This window comes from Nocardia sp. CA-129566 (assembly GCF_050956075.1).
Taxonomy (GTDB): domain Bacteria; phylum Actinomycetota; class Actinomycetes; order Mycobacteriales; family Mycobacteriaceae; genus Nocardia.
The window spans coordinates 5449458-5475530 of record NZ_CP192085.1 but is presented as its reverse complement, the minus strand read 5'-3'; the positions used below and the strand labels follow the sequence as shown (position 1 = coordinate 5475530).

Annotated in this window: 21 protein-coding genes; 12 read left to right on the top strand and 9 right to left on the bottom strand. The window is 64.2% G+C overall.

What is annotated here, in order from left to right:
* Nucleotides 1-8 precede the first annotated feature (8 nt).
* The 5 genes from ACQP0C_RS23705 to ACQP0C_RS23685 all read left to right on the top strand — a co-directional run bounded on the left by ACQP0C_RS23705 (nucleotide 9) and on the right by ACQP0C_RS23685 (nucleotide 8507).
* Nucleotides 9-1040: an LLM class F420-dependent oxidoreductase gene (locus ACQP0C_RS23705; RefSeq protein ID WP_433723199.1), complete on the top strand. Its 1032-nt coding sequence runs from the start codon at nucleotides 9-11 to the stop codon at nucleotides 1038-1040.
* 443 nt (nucleotides 1041-1483) lie between these two features.
* A protein-coding gene (locus ACQP0C_RS23700; RefSeq protein WP_433723197.1) for an IS3 family transposase occupies nucleotides 1484-2628 on the top strand; the annotation gives its coding sequence in 2 pieces (ribosomal slippage) (nucleotides 1484-1760 and nucleotides 1760-2628; 1146 coding nt in all).
* A gap of 401 nt (nucleotides 2629-3029) precedes the next feature.
* On the top strand, nucleotides 3030-6320 hold the full coding sequence (locus ACQP0C_RS23695) for a protein kinase domain-containing protein (protein ID WP_433723195.1): 3291 nt from the start codon (nucleotides 3030-3032) through the stop codon (nucleotides 6318-6320).
* Between the two features lie 284 nt (nucleotides 6321-6604).
* Nucleotides 6605-7792, top strand: a complete 1188-nt coding sequence (locus ACQP0C_RS23690; RefSeq protein WP_433723193.1) for a thiolase family protein — start codon at nucleotides 6605-6607, stop codon at nucleotides 7790-7792.
* Nucleotides 7793-7796: 4 nt separating this feature from the next.
* On the top strand, nucleotides 7797-8507 hold the full coding sequence (locus tag ACQP0C_RS23685; protein WP_433723191.1) for a TetR/AcrR family transcriptional regulator: 711 nt from the start codon (nucleotides 7797-7799) through the stop codon (nucleotides 8505-8507).
* Between the two features lie 60 nt (nucleotides 8508-8567).
* Here the strand turns inward: ACQP0C_RS23685 and ACQP0C_RS23680 are convergent, their stop codons facing one another.
* The 4 genes from ACQP0C_RS23680 to ACQP0C_RS23665 are packed head-to-tail and all read right to left on the bottom strand — an operon-like array spanning nucleotide 8568 to nucleotide 13124.
* A complete protein-coding gene (locus ACQP0C_RS23680) occupies nucleotides 8568-9326 on the bottom strand; it encodes an SDR family NAD(P)-dependent oxidoreductase (protein WP_433723189.1) in 759 nt (252 codons plus the stop codon).
* Nucleotides 9323-10474: an acyl-CoA dehydrogenase family protein gene (locus tag ACQP0C_RS23675; protein WP_433723187.1), complete on the bottom strand. Its 1152-nt coding sequence runs from the start codon at nucleotides 10472-10474 to the stop codon at nucleotides 9323-9325. The genes ACQP0C_RS23680 and ACQP0C_RS23675 overlap by 4 nt, the downstream gene beginning before the upstream one ends.
* Nucleotides 10475-10509: 35 nt before the next feature.
* The gene (locus ACQP0C_RS23670; protein WP_433723185.1) at nucleotides 10510-11295 is read right to left on the bottom strand and encodes an enoyl-CoA hydratase/isomerase family protein; all 786 of its coding nucleotides are present in this window, start codon (nucleotides 11293-11295) and stop codon (nucleotides 10510-10512) included.
* On the bottom strand, nucleotides 11292-13124 hold the full coding sequence (locus ACQP0C_RS23665; RefSeq protein ID WP_433723183.1) for a thiamine pyrophosphate-binding protein: 1833 nt from the start codon (nucleotides 13122-13124) through the stop codon (nucleotides 11292-11294). The genes ACQP0C_RS23670 and ACQP0C_RS23665 overlap by 4 nt, the downstream gene beginning before the upstream one ends.
* Before the next feature lie 217 nt (nucleotides 13125-13341).
* On the opposite strand from ACQP0C_RS23665, the gene ACQP0C_RS23660 reads away from it, so the two are divergent.
* A complete protein-coding gene (locus ACQP0C_RS23660; RefSeq protein WP_433723181.1) occupies nucleotides 13342-14127 on the top strand; it encodes an SDR family NAD(P)-dependent oxidoreductase in 786 nt (261 codons plus the stop codon).
* 155 nt (nucleotides 14128-14282) lie between these two features.
* Here the strand turns inward: ACQP0C_RS23660 and ACQP0C_RS23655 are convergent, their stop codons facing one another.
* Complete coding sequence (locus ACQP0C_RS23655) at nucleotides 14283-14912, bottom strand: TetR/AcrR family transcriptional regulator (RefSeq protein ID WP_433723179.1); 630 nt, start codon at nucleotides 14910-14912, stop codon at nucleotides 14283-14285.
* Nucleotides 14913-15279: 367 nt separating this feature from the next.
* Between ACQP0C_RS23655 and ACQP0C_RS23650 the strand changes: the two genes are divergently transcribed.
* The 4 genes from ACQP0C_RS23650 to ACQP0C_RS23635 all read left to right on the top strand — a co-directional run bounded on the left by ACQP0C_RS23650 (nucleotide 15280) and on the right by ACQP0C_RS23635 (nucleotide 20000).
* Nucleotides 15280-16920 carry a class I adenylate-forming enzyme family protein gene (locus tag ACQP0C_RS23650; protein ID WP_433723177.1) on the top strand — a complete coding sequence of 547 codons (1641 nt, stop codon included), beginning with the start codon at nucleotides 15280-15282 and terminating at the stop codon, nucleotides 16918-16920.
* 428 nt (nucleotides 16921-17348) lie between these two features.
* Nucleotides 17349-17585: a hypothetical protein gene (locus tag ACQP0C_RS23645; RefSeq protein WP_433723175.1), complete on the top strand. Its 237-nt coding sequence runs from the start codon at nucleotides 17349-17351 to the stop codon at nucleotides 17583-17585.
* A gap of 439 nt (nucleotides 17586-18024) precedes the next feature.
* Nucleotides 18025-18729: a hypothetical protein gene (locus ACQP0C_RS23640; RefSeq protein WP_433723174.1), complete on the top strand. Its 705-nt coding sequence runs from the start codon at nucleotides 18025-18027 to the stop codon at nucleotides 18727-18729.
* A 914-nt stretch (nucleotides 18730-19643) separates the two neighbouring features.
* On the top strand, nucleotides 19644-20000 hold the full coding sequence (locus tag ACQP0C_RS23635) for a Type 1 glutamine amidotransferase-like domain-containing protein (RefSeq protein WP_433723172.1): 357 nt from the start codon (nucleotides 19644-19646) through the stop codon (nucleotides 19998-20000).
* Here the strand turns inward: ACQP0C_RS23635 and ACQP0C_RS23630 are convergent.
* Complete coding sequence (locus tag ACQP0C_RS23630; protein WP_433723170.1) at nucleotides 19965-20645, bottom strand: PAS and ANTAR domain-containing protein; 681 nt, start codon at nucleotides 20643-20645, stop codon at nucleotides 19965-19967. The two genes, ACQP0C_RS23635 and ACQP0C_RS23630, sit on opposite strands and share 36 nt — an antisense overlap.
* 973 nt (nucleotides 20646-21618) lie before the next feature.
* Here ACQP0C_RS23630 and ACQP0C_RS23625 point away from each other — a divergent pair.
* Nucleotides 21619-22020, top strand: a complete 402-nt coding sequence (locus ACQP0C_RS23625; protein ID WP_433723168.1) for a hypothetical protein — start codon at nucleotides 21619-21621, stop codon at nucleotides 22018-22020.
* A gap of 202 nt (nucleotides 22021-22222) precedes the next feature.
* A complete protein-coding gene (locus ACQP0C_RS23620; protein ID WP_433723166.1) occupies nucleotides 22223-22396 on the top strand; it encodes a CsbD family protein in 174 nt (57 codons plus the stop codon).
* Nucleotides 22397-22702: 306 nt separating this feature from the next.
* Here the strand turns inward: ACQP0C_RS23620 and ACQP0C_RS23615 are convergent, their stop codons facing one another.
* The 3 genes from ACQP0C_RS23615 to ACQP0C_RS23605 are packed head-to-tail and all read right to left on the bottom strand — an operon-like array spanning nucleotide 22703 to nucleotide 26066.
* A complete protein-coding gene (locus tag ACQP0C_RS23615) occupies nucleotides 22703-23674 on the bottom strand; it encodes an SDR family oxidoreductase (protein WP_433723164.1) in 972 nt (323 codons plus the stop codon).
* Nucleotides 23674-25443 (bottom strand): glycoside hydrolase family 15 protein, encoded by a 1770-nt coding sequence (locus ACQP0C_RS23610; protein ID WP_433723162.1) that lies wholly within the window; start codon nucleotides 25441-25443, stop codon nucleotides 23674-23676. The genes ACQP0C_RS23615 and ACQP0C_RS23610 overlap by 1 nt, the downstream gene beginning before the upstream one ends.
* Nucleotides 25440-26066, bottom strand: coding sequence for a UdgX family uracil-DNA binding protein (locus ACQP0C_RS23605; protein WP_433723160.1), 627 nt, complete (start codon nucleotides 26064-26066; stop codon nucleotides 25440-25442). The genes ACQP0C_RS23610 and ACQP0C_RS23605 overlap by 4 nt, the downstream gene beginning before the upstream one ends.
* Nucleotides 26067-26073 lie beyond the last annotated feature (7 nt).

The following is a 26073-nucleotide window of genomic DNA, read 5'->3' as shown; positions in this document are numbered from 1 at the left end:
GCCTGGTCATGAAGCTCTCCACGATGCTCATGTACGGCGGTGACCCGCGCTCGGCCGCCGACCAGGTTGCTGGACTCGAGGCCGCCGGCCTCGACACGGTCTGGGTTGCCGAGGGATACGGCTTCGACTCACCGACCCTGATGGGCTACCTCGCGGCCCGCACCTCGACCGTGGAGATCGGCTCGGCGATCCTCAACGTCTACTCCCGCACCCCGGCCCTCCTCGCGCAAACCGCGGCTGGTCTGGACAACGTCTCCGGCGGTCGGGCCATCATCGGTCTCGGCGCCTCTGGCCCGCAGGTGGTCGAAGGCTGGCACGGCCTGCCCTATGCAAAGCCGGTCGGCCGTACGAAGGAGACCGTAGAGATCATCCGTGCGGCCCTGCGCCGCGAGGTGATCCACTACCACGGCCGCTCCTTCCAGCTTCCCCTCCCTGCCGACCAGGGCACCGGTCTGGGCAAGCCGCTGAAGATGCTGACCAAGCCGGAGCGCTCCTCGGTCCCGCTCTACATCGCTGCGCTAGGACCCAAGTCGGTCGAGGGTGCGTCGGCCTACGCTGACGGCTGGCTGCCGTTCCTCTACTCCCCCGAGGGTGCCGCCAAGGTTTGGGGCGACTCACTCGCCGCTGGGGCTGCCAAGCGCTCCAAGGCTCTGGCCCCGCTGGAGGTTGTGGCCGGCGGCATCGTCGCGGTCGGTGAGGATGTGAAGGGGCTGCTCGACTTCGCACGGCCGATGTTCGCCCTCTACATCGGCGGCATGGGCGCCCGTGGAAAGAACTTCTACAACGAACTCGCCTGCGAGTACGGCTATGAGGCGGAAGCCAAGGAAATTCAGGACCTCTATCTCGACGGCAAGAAGAAGGAGGCCGAAGCCAGGGTCCCGCTCGAGTTGCTGGAGCAGGTTAATCTCGTCGGCCCGGCATCGTATGTCAAGGAGCGAATCGAGGCGTTCCGCGAGGCTGGCGTGACCAACCTCCAAGTGACCCCAGCTGGCGACGACCCGGCGGCGCTCGTGCGCCAGCTCAAGGAGTGGGTGGCCTGACTTTCCCCGATGCCAACAGAGGCGTTGCGCCCCTCAGGCGTCAACTCGAACGTGACCCTCACGAGGTGAGACGCAAGCCGGTCGCGCCGGTACCGACGCCAAACCCGGTGGTTGCCGCATGGCGCCAAGGCGATCGTGACCAAGCACTGCTGCTTCTTTCTGGTTTGCGGTCGAGGCGCTGCATCAGCAGGGAGTCAGCCGGGACCGGTTGAACCACACCACCCAGTCTGTAGTGACCAGCTCGGAACCGGTACAGCGGACCGCGGCAAAACGGTGAGTCGTCACGAAAGTCCTCGCGTTACCTGAACGAACGGCCCGGAACCGAACGGTTCCGGGCCGTTGTCATTGCCGCAGAGCGGTTGGGCCGATCCCAATGAATGAGACCGATCGGTATTAGAGTCCTTGTTTGGCCTGGTGAGGGCCGAGAAGGGACACTGATCGACATGGCAGGACGCAAGCGGCACTCCGCGGAAGACATTGTGCGGAAGCTGCGCCGTGCCGACGAGTTGACCGCTGCTGGCAAGACCGGTGAGGAGGTAGCCGCCGAGATTGGGGTATCGACGGCGACGTTGTATAACTGGCGCCGCCAGTACGGCGGCGTGGACACCGACGCGGCCAAGGAGCTCAAGGAGTTGCGCGAGCAGAACGCCCGGCTCAAGCGGCTGCTGGCCGATGCCGAGTTGGAGAAGGACGCGCTGCGGGAGATCGCTCGGGGAAAATTCTGAGCCCGGCGGCCAAGCGCCGTGCTGTGGACATGCTTCGCCAGGTGAAGAGCATGTCGGAGCGGTTCGCGTGCAAGGTTGTTGGGCTTCATCGGTCGACCTACCGGCGCCTGCCGGTCAAGGACACCCCGGTCGACCCGGACGCAGGTTTACGGGCCTGGCTGCGTTCGTATGCGGTCAAGCATCAGGGCCACGGGTTCCGGCGTGCCTGGGCGCGGCTGCGGTTCGACGAGGGCGCCGCCGTCAACATCAAGAAGGTCCACCGGCTCTGGCGCGAGGAGGGCCTGCAGGTCCGTGAACACCACCCGCGCAAACGAGCTGGGGTTTCCTCGGTGCCACCAGTGGAAGCCGATGCCCCGAAAGTGGTGTGGGCGTTGGATTTCCAGTTCGACTCCACCGTGGATGGTCGAGCGGTGAAGATCGCGTCGATGATCGATGAACACACTCGAGAATCCCTGCTGCACATCGTGGAACGCTCGATTGCCGCCGACCGACTGGTCGCCGAACTGGAGAAAGTGTTCACCGCGGCCGGTGGCCCGCCGCGGGTGCTGCGGATGGACAACGGGCCGGAGATGATTTCCCATGCCCTGCAACAGTTCTGCGCCGACAGGGTCGGGATCTCCTACATTCCGCCGGGCACACCGTGGAACAACGGCTTTGTCGAATCGTTCAACCGGCGGTTGCGGACCGAGTGCTTGAACCGCAACCACTGGACGAGCCTGCTGGAGGCGCGGGTGGTGATCGGCGATTTCAAGGTCGACCATAACCGGCGTCATCGGCATTCGGCACTGGGCTACCTGACACCGGCCGAGTACGCTGCGGCCTGCACCTGCACCCACCACCCGGTGGCCTGCGGGACCAACTGAACACGCAACGAAATCACCTGGGCTCAATTCCGGGTGGTCTCGTCATCGGGGACCGCTCACGGTTTCCGGGTCAGGCATAGATTCGGTCTTGTAGAGCTCAATTATTGTCTCCGCCAATGCATTATCGAACGCCGCGGTGACCATCGACCCGCTCATGCTGTGATAAGTCAAGGAACGATGAACTTCCGCCTTAAAAATTCCAGACCCGCCGTCGGTACGCAAAATTCATCCAGCCACGTCACCGCGGCGAGAGCGCGTACGGCGAGTGTGGATTTCATCCGAAAGTCGACGGAGTAGCCAACGATCCGAATGCAGTAGACGTCCTTGATCGCGCAGATGAGGCGACCGCACAAATCTACGCGATATCCTGGGCTATGTAATTAACGCAGCAGGACCGGCGCATGTGCGACATCGACCCGTTGAAAACTCAACGCGACGTGATCCCCGAGGTCACGGCGGAGCTGGCGGCGGCAGGATTCACCAACGCTGAGGAGATCGGGCGTGGCGGATTCGGGGTGGTGTACCGATGCATCCAGGCAGGCCTGGATCGCGCGGTAGCGGTCAAGGTACTCACCGCCGACCTCGACGAGGAGAACCGGGAACGGTTCGTTCGTGAGCAGCGGGCGTTGGGTCGGCTTACCGGGCAGCCCAACATCATGGAGGTGCTTCAAGTCGGCACCACCACGTCTGGGATGCCTTATCTGGTCATGTCCTACTACCCGCAGGGTTCCCTCGATTCCCGGATCCGCCGTCACGGTCCGTTGTCGTCGGCAGAGGCGCTACGGGTGGGAGTGAAGCTGTCCGGGGCCCTCGAGACCGTGCATCGGCTCGGTATCCTGCACCGCGACGTCAAACCTAGCAACATCCTGATCACCGACTATGGTGAGCCGGTCCTGACCGACTTCGGGATCGCACGGATCCCCGACGCGTTCCACACCGCGACCGGCACGATCATGGGGTCGCCGGCGTTCACTGCGCCGGAGATACTGGACGGGCAGGCACCCACGCCAGCTGCAGACGTCTACGGGCTCGGCGCGACATTGTTCGCAGTGTTGACCGGGCATGCGGCGTTCGAGCGGCGCAGCGGCGAGCAGGTCGTAGCCCAGTTTGTACGGATCACCGCAGAGCCGACGCCGAACCTGCGCGAGCACGGCATCGACGAGGACCTCTCGCACGTGATCGAGCGGGCTATGGACCGCAGCCCCGAGCAGCGGCCCTCCGCGGCGGCGCTGGGCAGGGAACTGCAGCGTTTGCAGGCCGGGCGCGGGCTCGCGGTCGACGAGATGGCTGTGCGGGCCGAAGCGGGTGCCGAGCAGCACGCAGCGGTCCTGGTTCCTCATATCCCGCTTTCGGCCGACCCCTCGCTGGCGCACCAGGCCCAGGCGTCGGTCGGGCGCGAGGGAGCTCTTCCGTTCGAGCTGACCAGTTTCGTCGGCCGTCGCACCGAATCGGGCGAGGCCAAGCGGCTGCTGGCGCGCTCCCGGCTGGTGACGTTGACCGGGATCGGCGGGGTGGGCAAGACTCGTCTGGCCCTGCGCGTGGCGGACACCGTAGAACGGGACTTCCATGACGGGATCCGGCTGGTCGAGCTCGGGCAACTGCACGACGGTGACCTGCTGGCGGGGGTGATCGCCGCCTCGCTCGGATTGCGCCCGCAAGGCCAGCCTGTGCTCGAGGCGCTGATCGACTATCTCGCAGCGCGTCAGCTGCTGTTGGTACTCGACAACTGCGAACAAATCGTCGATGCGGCAGCCAAGGTCGTCGACGCTTTGCTGCGGGCATGCCCGAAACTGAGGATCCTCGCCACCAGCCGCGAGACCTTGAGCGTCGGCGGAGAGACGGTGCTACAAGTGCGGCCTCTGACCGTTCCCGACCGGGATCAGCCGCCGTCGCTGCGGAGTGCGCCCCGCTACGACGCGGTCACCCTGTTCGCCGAACGGGCCACCACCGCCGTGCCCGGTTTTGCGCTCACCGACGACAATGTTGCCACAGTCACCGAGATCTGCCGCCACCTCGACGGTCTTCCGTTGGCCATCGAGCTGGCGGCCGCCCGATTGCGGGCCCTGACACCCGACCAAATCCTGCACCGCCTCACCGACCGATACGCCCTGCTGATCCACGGCAACCGCACCGCCCCAGACCGCCAGCAGACCCTGCGCTGGTGCATCGACTGGAGCTACTCGCTGTGCAGCCGCGCCGAACAGCAAGTGTGGGCCCGACTGTCAGTGTTCGCCGGCAGCGTCGAACTCGACGCCGCTGAATACGTATGCTCGAGCGACCTCGCCGCGGAGGACTTTCTCGAGGTGCTCACCGCACTGGTCGACAAGTCCATCCTGATCCGCGAGGAGTCCGGCTCGGCGCTGCGTTTCCGGCTGCTCGAGACGGTCCGCGACTACGGCCGCGACAAACTCGAACAGGCCGGCGAATACACCGAAATGCGGCACCGGCACGCGGATTGGTACCAGCAGCTCGCCGAGCTCGCCGACGCCGAATGGATCAGCCCCGACCAGCCCGGTTGGATCGCTCGAATCGACCGTGAACAACCCAACCTGCGCGAGGCATTGGACTTCTGCCTGACCGACACCGAATCCGACGCGGCTTTGTCGTTCGCGTCTGCCCTGCAACCGTTCTGGTATTCGCGAGGCCAGCTCGGCGAGGCGCGATACTGGCTCGACCGTGCCCTCAGCGGCGGGCTCGCTACCGCTACCGCAGCCCGTGCCAAGGCATTGTGGCGCGCCAGCCTGGTCGCCGAAACCCAGGAAGATCCCTGTGCGGCGTCCGCACTGGTTACGCAGGCGCAGGTCCTCGCCGCACAGACCAGGCATCCAATCGTGCAGGCGTTCGCGGATCTCGCTCGAGGCGTCCAAGCGATATTCGACGGCGACCCGTCGTGCGCCCGAGCTCCCCTGGAAGCTGCCCTCGAGTCTTTCGCTGTGCAGGACAACGTCGATGGGCAGGTCTTTACCCTCATCTCGCTCGGATGGGTGCACGCAATGCAGGAGAACAGCGCATCCGCTCTCTCCTACTATGAACAGGCCATCGCTATCACGGGATTTCACGGCGATTCCGTGTATAGGCCATGGGCATTATGGGGGGCGGCGGTTGTCGCGTGGGACCAAGGCGATCGCGACCGAGCGCTAATGCTGCTGCAGCAGCAGCTGCCGCTGACCAGACAGCAGAAAGACCCGCTCGCGGCCACCACAGCTCTGGAAACACTGGCGTGGATTGAGGGAGCCCAGGGCAGCGCGCGGCGCACCGCTGTATTGCTGGGTGCGGCGCACGCATTGTCTCAGTCGGCGCGGACCTCCGCGGTGGTGTTTCCACACCTGACGGTCCATCACCAGGATTGCGAGCGAGAGGCACGGCATACGCTCGGCCGGCGGTCATTCGATGCGGCCTACCGCGAAGGCGCCGGGCTGTCTCTCGACGCCGCAATCGGCTACGCCCTGGGCGAGCAACCGCGGGCCGCGGCTGCTGGTCCGGCAGAGCTGACCGCCCGGGAGCGGGAGGTGGCCGGCCTCGTCGCCGACGGCCTCACCAACCGCGCCATCGCCGCCCGTCTTTGCATCTCCCAGCGCACCGCGCAGGGACACGTCGAACATATCCTGACCAAACTCGGATTCACCTCGCGCGCTCAGATCGCAGCGTGGGTCGCCAGCGGAGGCGACCCACACCCAGTTGAGGATTGTTGAGCCAGTCGGTGATACCGCCGCCTGGTATTCATGCTCGGCCAGCATCGCAGCCGCCCCAGCGCATAATCCCTCTGGGCCGCCGAACCGCCCGACGCCGTGGTCAGCAAGCTGCTCAGACTGCGCATCTGAACCACGACGCTCTGGACAATCATCGCCGGCGGCATCCACCTCGGCTAGGCCCCAACCCTCGCACGCCAGAAGACCTGGTGCCCCCTCGCGTGGTTGAGGCTCTTTGGCTATTCTCAAATACTGACACAGTTATCAGTATTTAGAGAGGTGCACCCATGGCCAAGCCCGTGATCGCCGGAGCCGGCACGACAACCTTTGGCAGGGCCCCGAGTTCCACCGTGCGTTCGCTGGCGAGCGACGCCGCTCGGCGCGCCCTTCTCGACGCCGAGGTGACGGCGGACCAGGTCGACCGAGTCTTCTTCAGCAACGCGACCGCCGGCCTGTTGACCGGACAGGAGATGATCCGTGGGCAAGTTGCGCTGAGGGATCTCGGACTGTTGGGGGTGCCGGTCGTCAACGTGGAGAACGCGTGCGCCTCGGGATCGACCGCTGTTCATCTTGCTGCAACGTCAATTGCTGCCGGCGAGGCGGAGATCGTTCTCGTCGTTGGTTCGGAAAAGCTCACGCATGAGGACAAGGCGCGAACGTTTGCGGCACTCGGGAGTGCAGTCGACCTTGAACGTCTGGATCAGGTGAAGGCCAGCCTGTACGGGGAGAACTGCTCCACTGCTGATAACCGTTCGTTCTTCATGGACGTCTACGCCAACATGGCGACGGCATATATGAAGCAGTCGGGTGCAACCGAGGGCGACTTCGCAGCGGTGGCCGCCAAGAGTCATCAGAATGCCGCCCTCAATCCCTATGCCTCGGCCCATCGAAGTGTGTCGGCCGAAGCTGTTGCCGGCAGCCGCCATATCAGTGGGCCATTGACGCTTCTGATGTGCTCACCCGTCAGTGACGGGGCTGCTGCAATCGTCATGATGTCCGAGGCCAAGGCCGCACAGTTGGGTCGAGATTACGTTGTTGTCCGCGCGTCGGCCATGGCTTCAGGCCTCGGCCCAGAGGACCCGGTTGCTGTGGCGGCTTCGAAGGCGTACGAACTGGCTAGCATCGGACCAGAGGATCTCGACGTTGTCGAGGTGCACGACGCGGCGTCGCCTGCCGAGTTGATCATGTACGAGACGCTCGGTCTTTGCTCGCCGGGGGACGGACCACGCCTTCTCACATCAGGTGACACCGCCATCGGAGGCCGGATCCCAGTGAATCCTAGTGGCGGCTTGGTCGGTAAGGGGCACCCGGTGGGGGCGACTGGAGTCGCTCAGATCGTCGAGCTCGTGGACCAGCTCCGTGAGCGGGCTGGAGATCGCCAGGTGCCGTCGGCTCGTGTTGCTTTGGCGGAGAACGGCGGCGGCTACCTGGGCCCGAACCCGGCAGCGGCCACCATCACCATTCTGTCCGTCTAGCTGGATGAATGAATCACCCTATTCGCCGCCGGTGCCCCGGCACCGGCGGCGAATAGGCGGTCAGCGAGAGTCCGGCCGGGCGCTGGGTGACAGTAGCCTGACAGTCGTGCCCACGCAAAAAGAACGCAACGCCGAGACGCGGCGACGATTGCTGTCCGCGGCCAGAGAGGCGTTCGCTGAGAACGGCTACGCCAATGCCACCGTAGCTGACATCGTCAAACGTGCCGGTCGCTCACACGGTTCGTTCTACCTGCACTTCACCAACAAGGAGGCAGCGCTGCAGGCTTTGCTCGAGGACGCGATGGCCCAGTTGTCGCTCCAGTCGAAGACGATGTGGCGGTGGGACGAACCCGGGACGAGCGTGCACAAGACCGTCCGCAGGTTCATCGAGGAGTTCGGCGAAAACCGGGATCTGTGGTTGCTCCTCGATCAGCGCAGCAGCCTGGAGCCAACCTTCAAGAAATTGAGCGACCAGTGGTTTCAGCAACTCGCCGGCAGCATCATGCGTGGCATGGTCTCCACCGAGACCCCTGGGTTGATGCGCGGTCTAGATCCGGGAATTCTTGCGCAGGTCTTCGCTGCCATGCTCTCCGATAGCACCCGTGCGGCCTACCAGGAAAACCATAGCTGGACGACCGACGAGCTGGCGGATGAGATCTCGGCCATCTGGTCCCGCACCCTCGGATACACCGACATGCCTCCGCAGGCGACGTGATCACGTCGCCTGCGGGTATGGGTGAGACACGACTCCGGACGTCGTGGACGTCGGTGGCCGCTACGAAGCTTGCAGTCCGCCGTCGACGGCGAAGACCTGGCCTGTGATGTAAGAGGCGGCTTCGGAGGCCAGGAAGGTAATGAGCGGCGCAACCTCTTCGGGCTTGCCGAACCGTCCAGCGGGTATTTTACGGATATACTCTCGCCACAGGTCTTGATTGTTGCGCAAGCTCTCGGTGAGATCGGTGTCGATGTAGCCGGGGGCCACTGCGTTCACACGCACTCCACGATCGGCCCATTCCACCGCAAGTGTCCGAGTCATCGCCTCCAATGCGCCCTTGGTTGCGGTGTAGGGAAGCCCGCGCTTCGTCCCCACCGACGCTGTTACGGAGGAGACGACGACGATGCTGCCGCCGCCAGCGGACAACATGCGGCGCGCTGCGGCCTTCACCGCGAAGAACACGCCGCGGCTGTTGACCGCGTTGATCGCGTCCCAAACTTCGGTTTCGAGGTGCTCCGGCCGTCCGAGATAGGTGTTGACACCCGCGTTCGCTACGAGGATGTCCACCGAGCCATGCTGTTGCTCGACGCGTTCCATCGCGTCCTCGCTCGCCGCAGGATCGGCGATGTCGAAAGCCAATGGCGTCGCATCGCCTCCAACCTCGGCGATCAACGTTGCGGCGCGGGCTACGGATTCCTCCGTGCGCCCGGTTGGTACGACGATCGCCCCTGCCTCAGCCAGCGCGAGCGCCGTTTGCAGCCCGATCCCTCTGGTGCCGCCGAGAACGACGGCAACCTTCCCCTCACACGATTTGGTCACCAGCCATCCTCGATCGTGTATCCACCGACCAGGGCCCGCGCAACCACCATGTTCTGGATCGTCGGTGTTCCTTCCTCGAGCCAGTTGAGGCGCGCGTCCCGGTATAGACGCTCGATACTGTGCGCTCGGGTATAGCCGATCCCTCCGAAGGTCAGCAGGGCGCGGTCTGTCACCCGCCCCACGGCTTCGAGTCCGAAGTTCTTCGTCATGGAGGCCTCCGCTGGAATGCGGCGGCCGGCATCCCATTTACGGGCGCAGTCACTGAGCATTAGTTTGAGCGCATACACGTCTTGGGCCATCTCGGCGATGTAGCGCTGGACCGCTTGACGGTGAGCCAACGGTTTGCCGAATGTTACTCGGGTGCGGGAGTGCTCCACCGCCAGCTCGAGGGCTCGTTCGGCGGTACCGAGCGACGACGCGGCCACCAAAACGCGGCTCAGCTCGAGCGTCTCCTCCAACTGGGCCACTCCCTGCCCTTCCTGGCCAAGGAGGTTCTGCACGGGAACTCTGACGTCGGTGGCGGTAATCCGTCCGTGCTCGCCTCCCTTGCATCCCATCGTCTCGGGCAGCGGCTCGATGGCGAGCCCACTTGCTCCACGTTCGACCAAGAACGCGCTGACACCCAACTCGCCAGCGTCTGGATCGGTCTTGGCGAAGTAGATGAAGTGAGTTGCGAAGTCAGAGTTCGAGATGAGGTGCTTTCGCCCGTTCAGGATGTATTCGTCTCTGTCACGTACGGCGATGCTGCCGAGATCTGCTCCGGTGCCGAAGTCCGGCTCGGTCAACGCGAAGCCAATGGACATCGTGCCGCCTGCGACCCCGGGCAGGACAGCGCGTCGCTGTTCCTCTGAGCCGAGGACGCTGAGCGCGTGGGCGTTGGAGTTGTGCACGTGGACGACGACCCTGATCCCGCCGTGGACCTTCGCCAGTTCCGAGAGGATAGGCAGATACTGGCTGACCGTGAGACCGAGTCCCCCGTACTCCTCTGGGACCATCAGTCCCCAGAGCCCAAGATCCGTGATGACCGGATTGATTTCAGCGTAGGGAATCTGTTCCTCGCTTTCGATCCGTTCCTCGAACGGAGCGAGGTCGGTCCACACTCGCTCGAGGACTTTCTTGCGGAAGCCCTCGTACTCGGTGTCATTCATTGTGTTCTAACTCCTTCTGGCTTTGCCTGGTCTGTTCATCGTCCGAGAAACTTCGGTGGCCTGCCTTCGCTGAACGCGGTGAGGCCTTCAACGAAGTCATGAGAATGGGCATGCGCCTCGGACATGAGCAGTTCCAGACGCACTCCTGTGGGAACCTCCTGTGCGAGTCCGTCTCGGGCCAGTTGCTTGAGACGAGCGAGGCCCAGAGGGCTCTTGGTCGCGATCACCTCGACGAGTTCCGCCACGCGGGTTTCAAGTTCCTCCGGCGGGACCACCTCGTTGACGAGCCCGCACGCGACGAGTTTGGACGCTGGAAGGAAATCGCCGGTGAAGAAGAGGTAGTTTGCCATCGTGGGCCCGACAGTGCGTGGCAGTCTCACCGACGCACCACCTCCGGGAAGAATTCCGTAGTTAGCGTGTGCGTCGCCGAGTTTGGCGGCTTCCGATGCGATGACCAGGTCGCCGCAGAGGATGAGTTCGAGCCCGCCGGCCAAGGCCAGTCCGTTCACTGCCGAGATGACAGGTTTGGGGAACATCTCGATTGCTTCGAAGACGGCGCCGGCATCGGACAGGAACTGCCGATGACGCCGTACCAGGTCGTCGCCGCGAAGCGACAGAATCTCTTTGAGATCGGCGCCCGCGCAGAACGCCTTGCCGGTGCCCGTTAGTACGAGTACGCGTACATCATCGTCCTCACGTGCTTTCCGCAGGCCGTCCATGATGCCGTCGAGTACCTCGACGCTCAGTGAGTTCATCGCCTCCGGGCGATTGATGCGGATCCATGCTCCGCTCGCTCGCGTTTCGTAGATCACCTCGGTCATGAGTCGGAACCCTCCTTCGGGTCTAACGCTTCGGACAGTGTCATTCCCCCGTGGTACCGGGGGAACAGAGTCTCGTGGTGTCGGCGGCGCGCAGGCTCCATCACCTCATCGGCAGGAAGATGCCAGAACATCTCCCGTGCGTGGACGGTCTCGTACAGAGCCGGCTGCGCGTTGCGGTCGACGACGACATTGACCACCGAGGGGAGCCCTGATCGGAAAGATCGATCGAGAGCGCCTTGGAGTTCGTCCAGCCTCGTCACGAACTCCGTGTGACATCCGAGTGGCGCGAACATCTGGTCGTAACGGACGCCGGGAGTCAGGTTCCAGCCTCCACGGGACTTGGCTCCGAGAATCGAGTAGTCGGGGCCGTAGGCGTAGTCCTCCATTCCGCTGCCGAGAGCGCTGTTGTTGAGGACGAGGAAGACGACAGGCAACTTGTAGCGGACAGCGGTCTCGATGTCGCCACCGCCGAGTCCGACGCCCCCGTCCCCCAGCACCGATACCACCGGGCCGCCGTCCGACGCCATCGAGGCGCCCAGCGCCATCCCGACTCCGTGCCCGAACGCCGCGGACAGACCGGCATCCATGACTCGGCCGGACGCCTTCGGCTGCAAGAACTCGGCCAGGAACCCGGAACCCGTGAACGAGTCCAAGATGATCGGTACATCGTGAGGGAGTAGTAGGGACAGTTCGCTCGCGAAGGCGATGGGGTGGATGACCTCTCGGCCGAGGAGGTCGCGCACGTCGGCATCGCGTCGGGCGCGCCACTGCTCCACGTCGGTTCGGCAGGCATCCGACCACGGCAGGGACGGACGGGGCTGGTCGGTGGGCAGGTCGGCGGCCAGGGCGTTCATCTGGTGCAGGAATGTGTCCTGGTCGGCTGTGATCTCGACGAGGGTTGGGAGGTTCACTGCGACCTCGGACGGGTGGCGACTGACTTGGATGAACTTGGCAGAGGTCTTCCAGTCGCCGAAGCCTTCGAGGTAGCTCAGGTGTATCCCGAGCAGCATGACGACATCGGCGTTTTCGAGCGCACGCTTGCGAGCGGGTGCAGGGATCACCAGTGGATGGTCCTCGGGAACGGCACCGCGGCCGTGCCGTCGCATGGAGAGCGGCACCGAGAGCTTCTCGATGAGTTCACGCAGGCTGGCCCCCGCGTCGTCCCAGTGAACCCCGTCCCCCGCGATGATCAGGGGGCGCTGCGCCCTGGACAGGGCTTCGAATGCTGACGCCACTCCTCGGGGATCGCCCGCGACCGCCGGCGGTCGTCCCAAGTGCACACCAGCGCCAGGCCAGCCGATTCTGGATTCGGGCGGGATCGGATGATCATTGAACAGGTCGTTGGGGAACTCGATCGCCACGGGACCATAAGGGAAGGTCATCGCTTCTCTGAACGCCATGCGCACGTAGAGGTCAGCCTGTTCTGGAACAGTGACGCGACGGAACGACTTGGTGACGGAACTGAGGACGGAACGGGCGTCGGCCTCCTGGATCGTGGCCCGGCCTTCCTCGCGAACCTTGTGACCACCGAGCAGGAGTACGACGGGCGTGCGGTTGACGTACGCCATATGCATGCCCGTCACGGTGTTCGTCATTCCAGGCCCGGCTGTCGCGAAGCACACTCCGGGGCCGCGTGTCGCGCGCGCATAGCCGTCGGCGGCGTGCACGGCCGCCTGCTCGTGACGCACCTGTAGGACGTCGATCCCAGCTCGGTAGGCGTAGTCCTGGATGGACGCGATGTGTCCGCCGAAGATCCCGAACATCGCGCGGACACCCTCGCGTTGCAGGGCTTTCACGACCAGTTCCGCGGGCCACTGGTTTCTCGACATGGTCATCGTCCTTTCGCTGCTTTGCGGTGTTCGACAGCCCGCCTCGAGGGCTGTCACCGTGCGGGAAGTCTGCCGATCATCAACTGGAGACTCGAAGACCTCTCAGCGCTGTAACCAGGCGAGGACTTGCCAGCACCTCGTCCTACCGACATACTGACACGGCTATCAGTAAGTGTCCAGACTGTGATGGATGGACGAGGCGGCCCTAGGAGTCCCAATGTCTGATCTTCTGAACCTCGACGGAAAGGTGGCCCTCGTGACGGGCGCCGGCCAAGGTGTCGGGGCGCAGATCGCACGGAACTTGGCGAGCTGCGGGGCTGCGGTCGTGGCCAACGACTTCTACGCCGACCGCGCGGAGACGATCGCGGGGGAACTGATTTCGGAGGGCGGTACTGCTGTCGACGTTGCCGCGGACGTGTCCAATTACGACGACGTCCAGCGAATGTTCAAGATCGCCGAGGAACGCTTCGGGCACGTCGACATCCTGGTGAACAACGCCGGAAACGCCGGACCGTCAGGCAGCATTGTGGAGTCTGCCCCGTTCTGGGAGACACCGCCGGACGACTGGGACCGATGGATGAAGGTGAACTACTACGGGGTTCTCAACACCACTCGCCTCGCGCTGCCGGGGATGGTTGAGCGCCGCTTCGGCCGAATCATCACCGTTGTCTCGGATGCCGGACGGGTAGGTGAACCGAACTTGGTCGTCTATTCCGGAGCGAAGGCCGGAGCGACCGGACTCATGCGTTCGGTGGCCAAGGCTGTCGGCCGGTATCAGATCACAGCCAACTCGATCGCACTGGCTTCGATCGAGACCCCGACCACCGCGCCCCTGCTTGAGGATGAAGCGGCTCGCAAGGCGATGCTGAGGCAGTACATCATCAGGCGACTGGGGCAGCCCGCCGACGCCGCCGGCCTCGCGCTGTTCCTGGCAAGCGACGCCGCTTCCTGGATAACCGGGCAGACCTACCCCGTCAACGGCGGCTACTCACTATCACTTTGACGGGATCCCGGACGGGTGCGCTCAGTGCTGCGCGCCGCCCGGGCGGCCTCCACCGGACCCCGGGGCGCACCGAAGGCGGGCAGCGGCCCCTATCCGGTGGCTCCCATGACAGCCCGATCCATTTGGAAACAGTCCGAACGCTGGCCGCCGCGCGGCTAGTCTGCCTCGAACATGTCGCGCAGATTGGCAAGATCTGTTTCCGTGATCGGCTGTCCGACGGCATTGCACCAGACGACCGTCATGTGGAGCGCCGTGACGTCAGGCGAGGCAGGGAGAGTTCCGGTTCGAGCGAAATACAGACCCATCGATGTCAAGACCTCTGCCAGTAACTCGAGGTTCGATGACGGAGGGACGAGCTCGTCGCGGCGCTCCGTGAGACCCCGTAAGACCGGCTCGACATAGAGGTGTCTGAGTCTGGACCTCAAGGGCGCCGCGTCCTCCTCGAGCGCCACCACCTCCTCGAGCAGCAACCACAAGCTGCGCTCGGGTGTGATCCGTGCGAGAAAGTCTCGAAGCCCTAGCCAGATCGCCTCGAAGGTCGGCGTAGTCCGCCAGATCTCTCGCGCATGCTGTCGGGCCTCGTGGGCCATGTCGTCAAGCAGGACCGACACAAGATCTCGCTTGTTCTCAAAGTGAAGATAGAACGTCCCGTGTGCTCGGCTCGCTCGTTGGGTGATCTGAGCTACAGAAGTACGCGCGTAGCCCACTTCGCGCAGCAGTGATCCTCCCGACTCGAGGAGCGCCTGGCGGGTTTGTTCATTTCGCTCCCTCTGCGTGCGCGCCACCGTTCTGTCTCCCACGTTTGCATGTGTTCATGCTGTTGCCTAGACCGTAAAACATGGCCGGAGCGGAACAATACGTCAACATCGCTATCGGTTCGCACTGGTTGCTCGCGCCAACCGGGCGTGCTCACCTATCGGGCCGGCGCATCATTCGGGCGCCAGGTCTTGGCGTGTGCACTCTCCGACGGTCACGACGTACCGATGAGGCGTGGCGATTTTCCGCACTGTGCGATCGCGTGGCGGCCGAGACGGATGGACGATCCGGCTACTTCTTGACAGGCCTCCTCTCGGTGGGCATAGTCACATCATCATCATTTAATGATGACGATGTCAGTAAATCTTCGGGCAAATCAGTGCCAAAGGGGTCAAGTTGCAGCTCAATCTCAACGACTACCTGAACCAGTCAGGCGCCAAGTACGAAGCTGAACCAGCGTGGAAGTTCGGCTCGAGACAGGCCACGTACGGGGAACTGGTCGCGACTGCAGGCAACGTAGCCGGCGCCTTGACCTCGGCAGGAATCGCAATCGGCGACCGCGCAGCCTTTCTCCTCAAAAACTGCCCCGAAATCATCGAACTCCATGCGGGGATGTCCCGTGCGGGGGTCGTCTCAGTCCCGCTGAACTTCCGATCGGTTGCTCGAGAGCTGACCCACGTCGTCAAGGATTCCGGATCGAGAGTCGTGGTGTTCGGCGAGGAATTCGTCGACGCGATGGACGAGGTGCGGGGCATCGTCAATCCCGATGTCCGCTACGTCATGGTCGGTTCCTCAGACGCGCCACGGTGGTCCACGTCGTATGGAGAGTGGCTCGATCGGGGGGCTCAGCGGGCTGACATCAGAGTCGATATCGCCCCTGACCATCCCTACTTCATCGGCTACACATCTGGGACCACAGGCGCACCGAAAGGCGCGGTGATCAGTCACCGGGCCCTGATTCGGCACGTTCTTGCCCTGATGCTCGAGTACGGGGCACCCAGTCAAGCGCGAGATCGGTTCCTGAGCCTCATGCCGATGTTTCATTCCAACGGTACGTGGTTCGCTACTGCCGCGATGATGGCTGGTGCGTTGAACGTGATCCATCCATCGGGCGGATTCGATCCGCGAGAGGTGATGCAGGTGGTTGCTGCAGAGCGAATCACTCACACCTCCGTCGTGCCCACGATGCTCAGAATGATGGTGAGCATCGACCCAGACGAACTGGCGCTGCTCGACACCTCGTCCCTGACGACTATCCTCGTCGGATCAGCCCCGGTCACGCTCAGCCTCAAACGAGAGGCCGAGCGAGTGCTCGACGTCAGGGTCAACGAAGGGTATGGCGCCACCGAGACTGGCGTCGTCACGTCGCTGAGACAGGGTGATCCCGACGAGAAGTATGCTTCGGTCGGGAGACCGACCATGGGACGCGAGGTCTCCATTCGCGACGACCAGAGCCGTGAATGTCCGGTCGGAACGCCGGGCGAAATCTGGACCCGCGGCGAAGGAGTTTTGCTCGACCACTATTGGAACAATCCCGAGGCAACTCGCGCCGCATTCGACGCTTCAGGCTGGTGCACCGTCGGAGACATGGGATATCTCGACGGCGATGGCTACCTCTTTCTGACCGACCGTAAGCACGACATGATCATCAGCGGCGGAGAGAACGTCTATCCAACCGAGGTGGAGTCCGTCCTGCTGGACCACCCAGCGGTCGCAGAGGCCGCTGTCATCGGGCTAGCGCACGAGCACTGGGGCGAGACCGTCCAGGCGGTTGTAGCCCTCAAGCCTGGGCAAGTCGTCGCTCCCGAGGACCTCATCGAGTTCAGCAGGGCTGGTCTAGCCGACTACAAAGTCCCCCGTTCGGTGCGATTCGTCGATGCGCTGCCGAAGAGTTCGACGGGCAAGATCTTGCGCCGCCTCGTCCGTGAAGAAGTCAACGCAAAACACCATGCGCCTCCTGGCGTCACGTCCCCCAATGGCCCTGACCCGAGCAAGTCAGCCCATTGGGCAACCGCTCCGTCAACCCATACTGGGTGATCAAATCAAGAAGTACGAAAAGTCTCATGTCGATTAGGTTCTCGTTCACGGCGGGCTGGTGCGACCATCTCGGCATTCTCTCCGAAGCCGGCCCGCAGACGCCGGTCTCGCATCCGCGCCTGATCGCCGACATCGACTGCCGTGGCCGCGGCCAACACGGCAGTGTCGAAGGCCGAGCAGATCAAGAAGTGCCGCATCCTCGACGTCAAATGGTCCCAAGCGACAGGAGAACTCATACCCAACTGTTCGTTGAAGCGAGCAGCCTTGCTCGAACGCGGCAAAGCGGGCATTCATGTCCTGTACCAGCATCCGGTACCCCACCACGCCAATCCTCGGCGGCCGCATGCTGATCGACCTGCTTACCCGCCCGAGGGTTGGCCCGGCTGGTGGCGCGCCAATCCTTCGCTGACGGAAACGTTCCCACTCTCATGAATCATGACGAACAGGCTCTCATCGATTTCGCGCTGCTCTGGCAGCCCTTCGGCGGCCCACCCAGCGAAGACATTCTCACTGCCTTCGGAATCACCGAGTCCCAGTTCCGCGCTCGGGTCCGCCACATCCTCATCACCCGCGGCACGCGCACCGATGAACCGTTCCGCCAGCACGCACGAGCGGTGCTGCGCACCTACACACAACCGCACACGCACACGCCTAGACCCCACTGATCAGCGACCACTCGTTCACAACTGAAACCGAAACCGGTCCCAGAACTGTGACAATTCGCCGCATCGGGCTCACCGACTGCGATGGTGAGAATCCGCCTGGCGATGCTGTTCTCGCCGCGGCCGCAAGAGTCCGCTTCGATGCAGATTCAGATGCCGCAGCGGCCTTTCCGGACCGGTCATGAGCAGGGCCGTAGGCACGGGCAGCGACCGACAGTACCGGGTCGAGGTCGACACCGGCCGCGGAGGACCTGGCAACCTGCCCTCGTCCCGCGAACTGCGCATGAAATTCGACGACTGCGTCGCGCCCCGGCTCAGGGCGAGCACATGTGCTCTGGAATGCCCTGCAGGACATGACCAGTGCCGGCGACGCCACCACCCGCGCCGCCGCCCCGTCCCCCTCGCCGAGCATCTCGGCTGACGAAAGATAAAGGAACACCTGATGAAGAAAACAACCGCGGCATCAACGTTGCTCGTCGCGGCCACGGTCACGGCCCTGGGCGCCGGTCCCGTGACCGCCGCACCACCCGATCCCGACACGATCACCTACACCGCCACCACGACCGAACATTCGACCGTGCTCACCACCACCGCGGGATCGATGGTCGCCGAAAATGGAGTCTTCACGATCCGAGCAGACAACGGCACCATCCTGGCGGGAACCGAATTGTCCTTCCGCATAGACGATTTCGTCTTCCCCATCGCCGCCGACATCACCGGCCGCACAGCCACCCTCACGCCGCAGCTCGACGCACGCCATGCCCGATACGCACCCGTCGCCCTGCCGTTCGAGGACCAAGCACCCTGGAAAAACTCCTACGACCGCGAACAAGCCGCCTGGGCACGCATGACAACAACCATCACCACGGGCGCGACCATCGGCACCCTGATCGGCGGCATCGGCGGAGCCGCCGTCGGCTGCCTGATCGGCGGAATCGCAGGCGCCACAGTCGCATCGGCAGCCATCGTGGGCCTGTTCGGCGCCTTCCTCCCCGCCGCCGCAATCGGCTGCCTCGGCGGCATCGTGGCCATCGGCGCACTCGGCACGATCGCGGGCCAACTCCTGATCACCGCACCAGTGGCCATCCTCGCCGCAGCCCAATACTTCACCACCATCAACCAACCCCCACCCACCCCGACGAAATGAGTCCTGCGGCAGGCTACTTCGGGACCATCGGGCGTTTCATCCCCGTCGGGCTCGTGCGGGGGTAACCGCTCGGGGTAGAAGCCGAATATTGGGAATTGTGGCAGCGGACGGGCGCCCGGTACCGGAGTAATCGGGCGCCCGACGTGTCGGTTGAAAGTCAGTGGGTGACTATCATTCGGCCTCCGGGTGAATGTGCTGGTGCCGGCACCGGGTGTCCTTTTGCCAGCGTTGCGACGGTGTGAAAGGCCGTTAGTGAGGGTATTTCGGGATTCGATCGTATCGCGCCAACCTCGCCCGTCACCCGGCCATGGTCGACGATGTTGTCGATTCAGGGGTGGTGGTCGGGACGTCGATCACGTCCGGGAGCTGGCCGCTGCCGAGGGCGGGTGCCGAGGTCTGCGGAGAAGGCGGAGTCAGGCTGCTGCGGTGGCCGCTGCGGCCGGTGACCGCAGCCGAGGCACCGCCATAGTTGCCAGCGTGTTCAAGTGCTTGGGCAGGGCGTGTCGAACATGGGAACGGTGATGACCTGCGGTTTTCGGGTGGGTCGCTGGTTATCGAAGCGGATTACCAGCTGTAGTGACGGGTTGTGTCTCTGTTCTGCCGGGTCTCGGCTGGTATCACCCCGACGGCATTGGCTACTATCCGCTCGTTCTGCCCGGCTTCCTGCGCGGAAGGGGGATGCGGATGGTGATGAATGCGTAGTCGCCGTGATGGTCGAGTCGGGATACGTCTTGGGCGTCACGGAGTGATGCCAACAGCGACAATTGATTTCGTGAGTACATGGGGGAACTCCATGTACTCGCATCGAACCAGCGTGTGATGGGTGTCGTTGTCAAGAGTTGGCAGGGTTGGGTGTCGTTGGTTCATGAGCCTCTGAGCTGTTCTCGCGACCTCGATGGGCTTCAACCGGGCGCATGACCCGTGGCTGCCCTCGCCGATCTTCCACTACGCGTTCGACCTTGCCCGGCAACCGGGCCAGCCCAAGCTGTGCTTCATCTCAACAGGTACCGGAGGAAGCCAGCATCACGGCATTTCATGCTGCGTTCGCCGGTCGCGGCGTCATCGCGAGTCATCTGAGCTTGTTCGACAAGCCCAATGTTTCGGATGTCGCCGACCATCTGCTGAGTCAGGACGTGATCTGGGTCGATCGTGGCAGCGTGGTGAATCTGCTGGCGGTGTGGCGCTCGCACCGTCTGGACCAGATCATGCGTCGGTGCTGGGAACAGGGGTCGTCCTCAGGCCGGTGGGATCCGTTGGTGCACGGTGAGTAGTAGGTGGTCAAGTTGGGTCCGTCGGTGTGGCGGGGCTGCGCCGAGGTCGGGGAGGTCGGCGATCAGTTGTGCGGCGAGGTCGCGCAGTTTGGTGTTGGTCTCCTGGGATCGCCAGCGCAGTACTCCGAAGGCTTGTTCGGCGTTGATGTCGTAGGCGAACATCAACACGCCCTTGGCCTGTTCGATGACCGCGCGCGATTCGAGCAGGTCGGGCAGGGTTTCATCGAGGGTGGTCTGTCGCTGTTGGGCCAGGATTTCGGTGAGGTCGATGTAATAGCCTTCAGTGCCAACGGCAGTGCCAAAGTCGTCGAGCAGGCGATCGCCGACGACGATGACCTCGTGGATTCGGCCCGAGGTGTCGATGATGCGGTGTCTGCTCGAGAACGGCTCGCCGGTCTGTACGGCCAGGGTGATCGACTCGGCCACGTGGGCGCGGTCGTCGGGGTGTTTGTGCGCCAGCAGTGTTCGTGTCGTTGGCCTGATGGTGCCTGGAGCGTATCCGTGCATCGCGGCGACCTCGTCGGACCATTCCCAGCGTTGGTCGGCGAACCAGAATCGGAAACTGCCGATGGTTTGGGTAACACCACCGATGGCTTGGTCGACGGCGTCGGCCGCGTCTGTTCGACCGGCTGCGATCTCGTTCACCTTCTAATTATCGGCTCGATCCGCCCCATTCGACAGCGACACCGAGCCGAAGGCTCCCAGCGCCGCACGTCGCGATTCCCTCCGCCAGCAGCATGTCCAGCGGCTGCGGCCACCGCGCGCCCCGATCGTAGGAAGTGCCCGGGTTCCACGGCCGCGCGACACGATCTTCACCAATGCCGGTCATCGAGGGTGATCGTCACGAGCCATCCGTCCTCGCCGCGCGCTCGAATGCCTCGTAGACGTCGATCATCGAGTTCCGCGTGCTGGGTGATGAACCGTGTCGCGCGACCCGGTTCAGCAGTCCGGGCACGTAGCGATGGTGGTTGCAGTTGCCCTGGCATCCATCGGTATCGCGCTTACACCGGCAGTGCGCCGGTGAAACCGGAGGACAGTGGCAAACGCCCTGATGTCGAGCGGGTGGCCGGCGAAGTCTCGAGCGGGCGGACCGATGCGGTGCGGTGATACCGGATTGGGTCCGGGTACCTCGGGTAGGGCAACAATGAACGCTTGGCCGAGGAAGCGCCCGACGTGGAGCCCGTGCCGCGACCCACCGCGCGTCCCGCGGAAGAAGATGCGGTGCAGACGGACGAGCCGTCGGAACGATCGCTCGACTATGACCGCGATCTGGGCATCTCAGCAGACGGAGTCCTTCCCGAGTAACCCCGGCGCTTTCCGTGGGTGCCGGATCAACCGATGGCCGAAGCATCCCGAGATGCGACGTCATGCCGGGCGGGGATTGAGCAGCGAATTCGCGGCTAACTCGTCTGCGTGATGTTGATCTGCCCGCCCGGCGAGGAACTGGGGGCATCCGTGCCGATCGACCCCGGCAATGGCCGGCGCACGATCACTTAGGTCTGCCCTGCTGGGCGGTAGCAACGTGGCGGATCGGCCCGCGGACCACATATTTACGCAGTTCCGGGGTAGTCGAGTGGCGTTGGGAAAAGAAAGGGGGGTGAGTGCGAGGAGTCGAAAGATGAGCACCACCGTTGCGATCGTGATCATTGTTGTCGTCGTCTTGGTTGTTCTACTTGTGGCGGGGGCATGGGTGTCGATGCGCAAACGGCGCGAACATCAGCGCGCCGAAGCCAAGGGCATCCGTGACCGCGCGGCGGAACGGGAATTCGAGGTCGGTCGAAGGGAAGCGCGGGCGGAGGAGACCGCCGCCAAGAGCCGGGCCGCAAAGGCAGAAGGCGAGATCAAGGCTGCGCAGGCCGAGCAACTTTCCCAGCAGGCGCATGTGCATCGCAGCGAGGCGGCGGATTCGCGAACCGAGTTGGACAAGGAGTGGGAGCGCGCGGATAAGGTCGATCCGGACTCGAAGCCACGTGAGAAGCAGCAGGGCGCTGAGCCCGGGCAGCCGTCCCGCAATCCCTGATTTCGATCCCGGACAGCTGGGTGCCGGTTGCCGCTGGCGCCGTCGACAACAACCGTGCACAACGGGCGAATCCAGCACAGCCAATTCTCGACCAACGACAAGTCTCGCCGCCGGCGTTGTTTGGCTGTCCGAATGCGGGTTATCGCCAGAAGACCGGCTGGAGCAAGGAGGCCGGGCACCTTCGAGCAATAGGGCCGTAATCATGGGCACTGCAGACAAGGCAAGGAATAAGGCCGAGCAACTTTCAGGCAAGGCCAAGGAGAAGTTCGGCGCGGCGACCGGCGACGAGCAGAAGAAGCAAGAGGGCAAGTCCGATCAGACCAAGTCCCACCTCAAGGATGCGGGCGAGAAGGTCAAGGACGCCTTTCGCCACTGACTCGAGGCTCGCCGACGTCGATGACGGGCGGGTGGCCAGCGAGGCCATCCGCCCGGCGAATCGGTCCGAATTCACCTCGCGTGTGCCGTCCCGCAACGCCACACACATGGCGCGCCTGCTGAACTACGATCGCTACCCGGCCCTGAATCAGGGCGCGGTCCCGGTACTCCTTATTCTTTTGTTTCCGGCGTCAGCTCATAGGCGAAGTCCAGCGACTTGTGTACGAAAAGCCTGGTCACGCAACTGGTTATCCTGTCGGCCAATGCCCGAATCACTTCGGATACGGCCGCGCTGAGCCGAGTGTCGCTAGTGCCTGCGCAACCCACTGGCCAATGTCTCGAGCTGTCGGCTCAACCACGCCTGCGTACTGTGCCGATGCGCACGGTCGTCGAACTCGCCGTGTGCGCCGAAATCGTATCCACCGGACCGATCGACCGGTTCCCAGAGATTGTCGGCCCGCGGTTCGGCGTCGGCATCGGTCTGCTGCGAGTCGTAGCCGGTGCGAGCCAGATAGCGGTCCAGCAGACTCGGCGCGACTCGTTGTGCGAGCAGCGTCCCCGTCGTGCTCGCGCCGACCCAATACTCCTTGCGCTCAGGATGTTTCGCGGCGAAGACGATCGAACGTGCGATGATCTCGGGTTGGTAGATCGGCGGCACCGGCTGTGGCCGCTTCGGCAATCGCGATAGTACCCAGGAGAATTGCGGCGTATTCACCGCTGGTGCCTGTACCAGTGTGATGTGCACATTGCTGCCCTCGTGCATCAGCTCGACCCGGACCGATTCGGTGAACCCGTTGATCGCGTGTTTGGCGGCGCAATACGCCGACTGCAGTGGAATCGACCGGGCGCCGAGCGCCGAGCCGACCTGTACGACAGCGCCGCGATCCCGTGCCCGCATCCGCGACAGCGCGGCCATGGTGCCGTGCACGGTGCCGAGATAGGTGACCTCGGTGACCCGCTGGAACTCCGCGGCCGCGATCTGCTCGAACGGCGCGAATACCGAGGTGAAGGCCGAGTTCACCCAGACGTCGATGGGTCCGAACGCCTCCTCGGCCCGCGCCGCCGCGGTCTCGACAGCCGCGTAGTCCGCGACATCGACCGGAATCGTCAGCGGCTGACCACCCGCCGCGCGCACGTCCTCGGCGGCGGCCGCGAGTCCGGCATCACCGCGGGCGAGCAGCGCGACTTTGCAGCCGCTCGAAGCGAATTCGCGCGCGGTCGCGCGACCGATACCCGCACTCGCCCCGGTGATCACCACTACGCGCGGTTGGAAAGTCATCACAACTCCTTATCCTGGTCGTCGCCGAATCGGGTGAGCCGGACCGAGGATTCGAACAGCATCGCGTGTACAAACGCCTGCGGCATATTGCCGCGCAGCTGACGCTGCCGGACATCGAATTCCTCGGCGAACAATCCGGGCGTACCGCACGCCGCGCGATTGCGCTCGAAGTAGCGTGCCGCCGAAACCCGATGTCCGAGTTGGGCGGCCGCGATCGCCATGATGAATCCGCAGAACAGGAATGCGCCCTCGTTCGTCTCCAGCGGCTGCTCGTCGTGGCGGAAGCGATAAACGTAGTAGTCCGTGCACAATTCGCGTTCGACGGCCCGGTAGGTGGCGAGGCTGCGCGGATCGTCGACGGGTATGCCGCCACGGATGGCAGGCAGCAGCAGGGCCGCGTCGACACCCGCCGCATCCGGCGCCTGCTGCCACGCGCCACCGGGATGCACACTGGTGCGGGCGGTTTCGGCCATGATGGTATCGGCCAGCGCCGTACAGAACACCGGGTCGGCTCCGGTCGGCGCGACGGCGGCAACCGCGCGCAGACCACTGACGCAGGTCAGCCGGGAATGCGTCCAATGCCGGTCTTCGATCTCCCAGATGCCCGCATCCGGTCGACGCCAGCGTTCGGCGATCGCGCCGACCGCCACCGAAACCGCCTTGCGGCTGTCCTCGGTGAGCCGGTCGTGCCGCGCGCCTGCGGCGAACAACAGCAGTGCCTCGCCGAATACGTCGAGCTGGGACTGTCGGCGCACCCGATTGCCGACCACGGTACGTCCACCGGGATAGCCGGGTAGGTCCAGGCTGCTCGGCTCCGGGATGGATCGGCCGGTGACCGTGCACGCGGGCAGCACTTCCGGCCCATCGGTCAACAGTCGATCGCCTACGAACTGTATCGCATTGTCCAACAACGGATGTGGGCCATCGGCCGCCACCGCCTGACCGGCGAAGCATTGGTCGCGGATCCATACGTAGCGGTAGTCGTAGTTCTCACCGCGGTCCGCGCGTTCGGGCAGGCTGGTGGTGGCCGCGGCGACCATACCGTTGGTGGAACTGGTCATACCGCGCATAACCGCGTAGGCCTGAGCGGTATCGCGGGATGCGGCACAGGGGCCGAGTTTCGGAACCCCACGCTGCCAAGCGGATTCGGTCTGAGCCCATGCGGTATTCGGATCGGGAGGTTCGTCCGGCAGTGCGATATCGGACAACTCGAGCACGAGATCATGAATCTCGCCCTGTCGCAGTGTTATCCGAGCGATCCAGCCGCAGCCATCGCAGACCGACGCGGACGCGCCACCCGTCCAACGCAGTGCGAGGTCGCCGACCCGTGCGAGCCACCACCCGTCGGCGGTGCGGTGCAGGTCTCGTGCCCTCGCCTCGCCGAACTGCCCGGCGGGCCGCAGCACCACATCGACCTCGGCATCGCCGTGCACCGCGACGATCCGGCGTAGCACAACGGCCCGATGCGGATCACCGGGAAAGGCCAGCGCCTCCCGGCATTCGACCACCGACGAGCCGACCAGCCAGTGCGAATTCCAGATCAACGTGCCCGTCTGGTAATACCCGCCCCACACGTATCGCCCGGACGGTGTCACCGAATACCCGCCGTCCCCGCCGACCAGTGCGGCGAAAACCGCGTCGCTGTGCCACCGCGGTGCGCACATCCAGGCGAAATCTCCGTGTGGACCGACCAGCACACCGCGCTCGCCGTCCGCGAGGAATGCGTATTCGCGCAGAACATGCGGCCGGGTGATCTTTTCGGCCGTCACATCGGTCGTATACCACCGCACACCGTTCGCAATCTTTTCAAATCCCTGACGAATCCGGCGTACGCCTCGTCACGATCGGGAGCGCGCAGTACCGACGACGGGTGCACGGTCGCGATCACCGCATAATCCGGCATCGACACGAGTTCCCCGCGCCGTTCGGAGACCTTGAACGATGGACCAAGCACGGCCTTGGCGGCGATGGCGCCGAGACAGACCACCAGTTGTGGCTCGATGACCCGCAACTCGGCGTCGAGCCAGGCCGAACAGGCGACGATTTCGGTGCGTCCAGGTTGTTTGTGGATGCGGCGTTTACCGCGCTCCTCGAATTTGAAGTGCTTGACCGCATTGGTCACATAGATCCGGTCGCGATCGATCCCGACTTCGGCGATCGCCCGGTCGAGCAGGCGACCGGCGGGGCCGACGAATGGATGCCCGCGCACGTCCTCCTGGTCGCCGGGCTGTTCACCGATCATCACGACATCGGCGTTTTCCGGGCCCTCCCCGAAAACCGTCTGGGTGGCGTGCCGGTAGAGGTCACATCCGTGACAGCCACAGGAGGCCTGCCGCAACTCGGCCAAATCCGCGTGTGGCGGTACATACTCCGCGGCGCCCGGCACGGCCATATCCGCC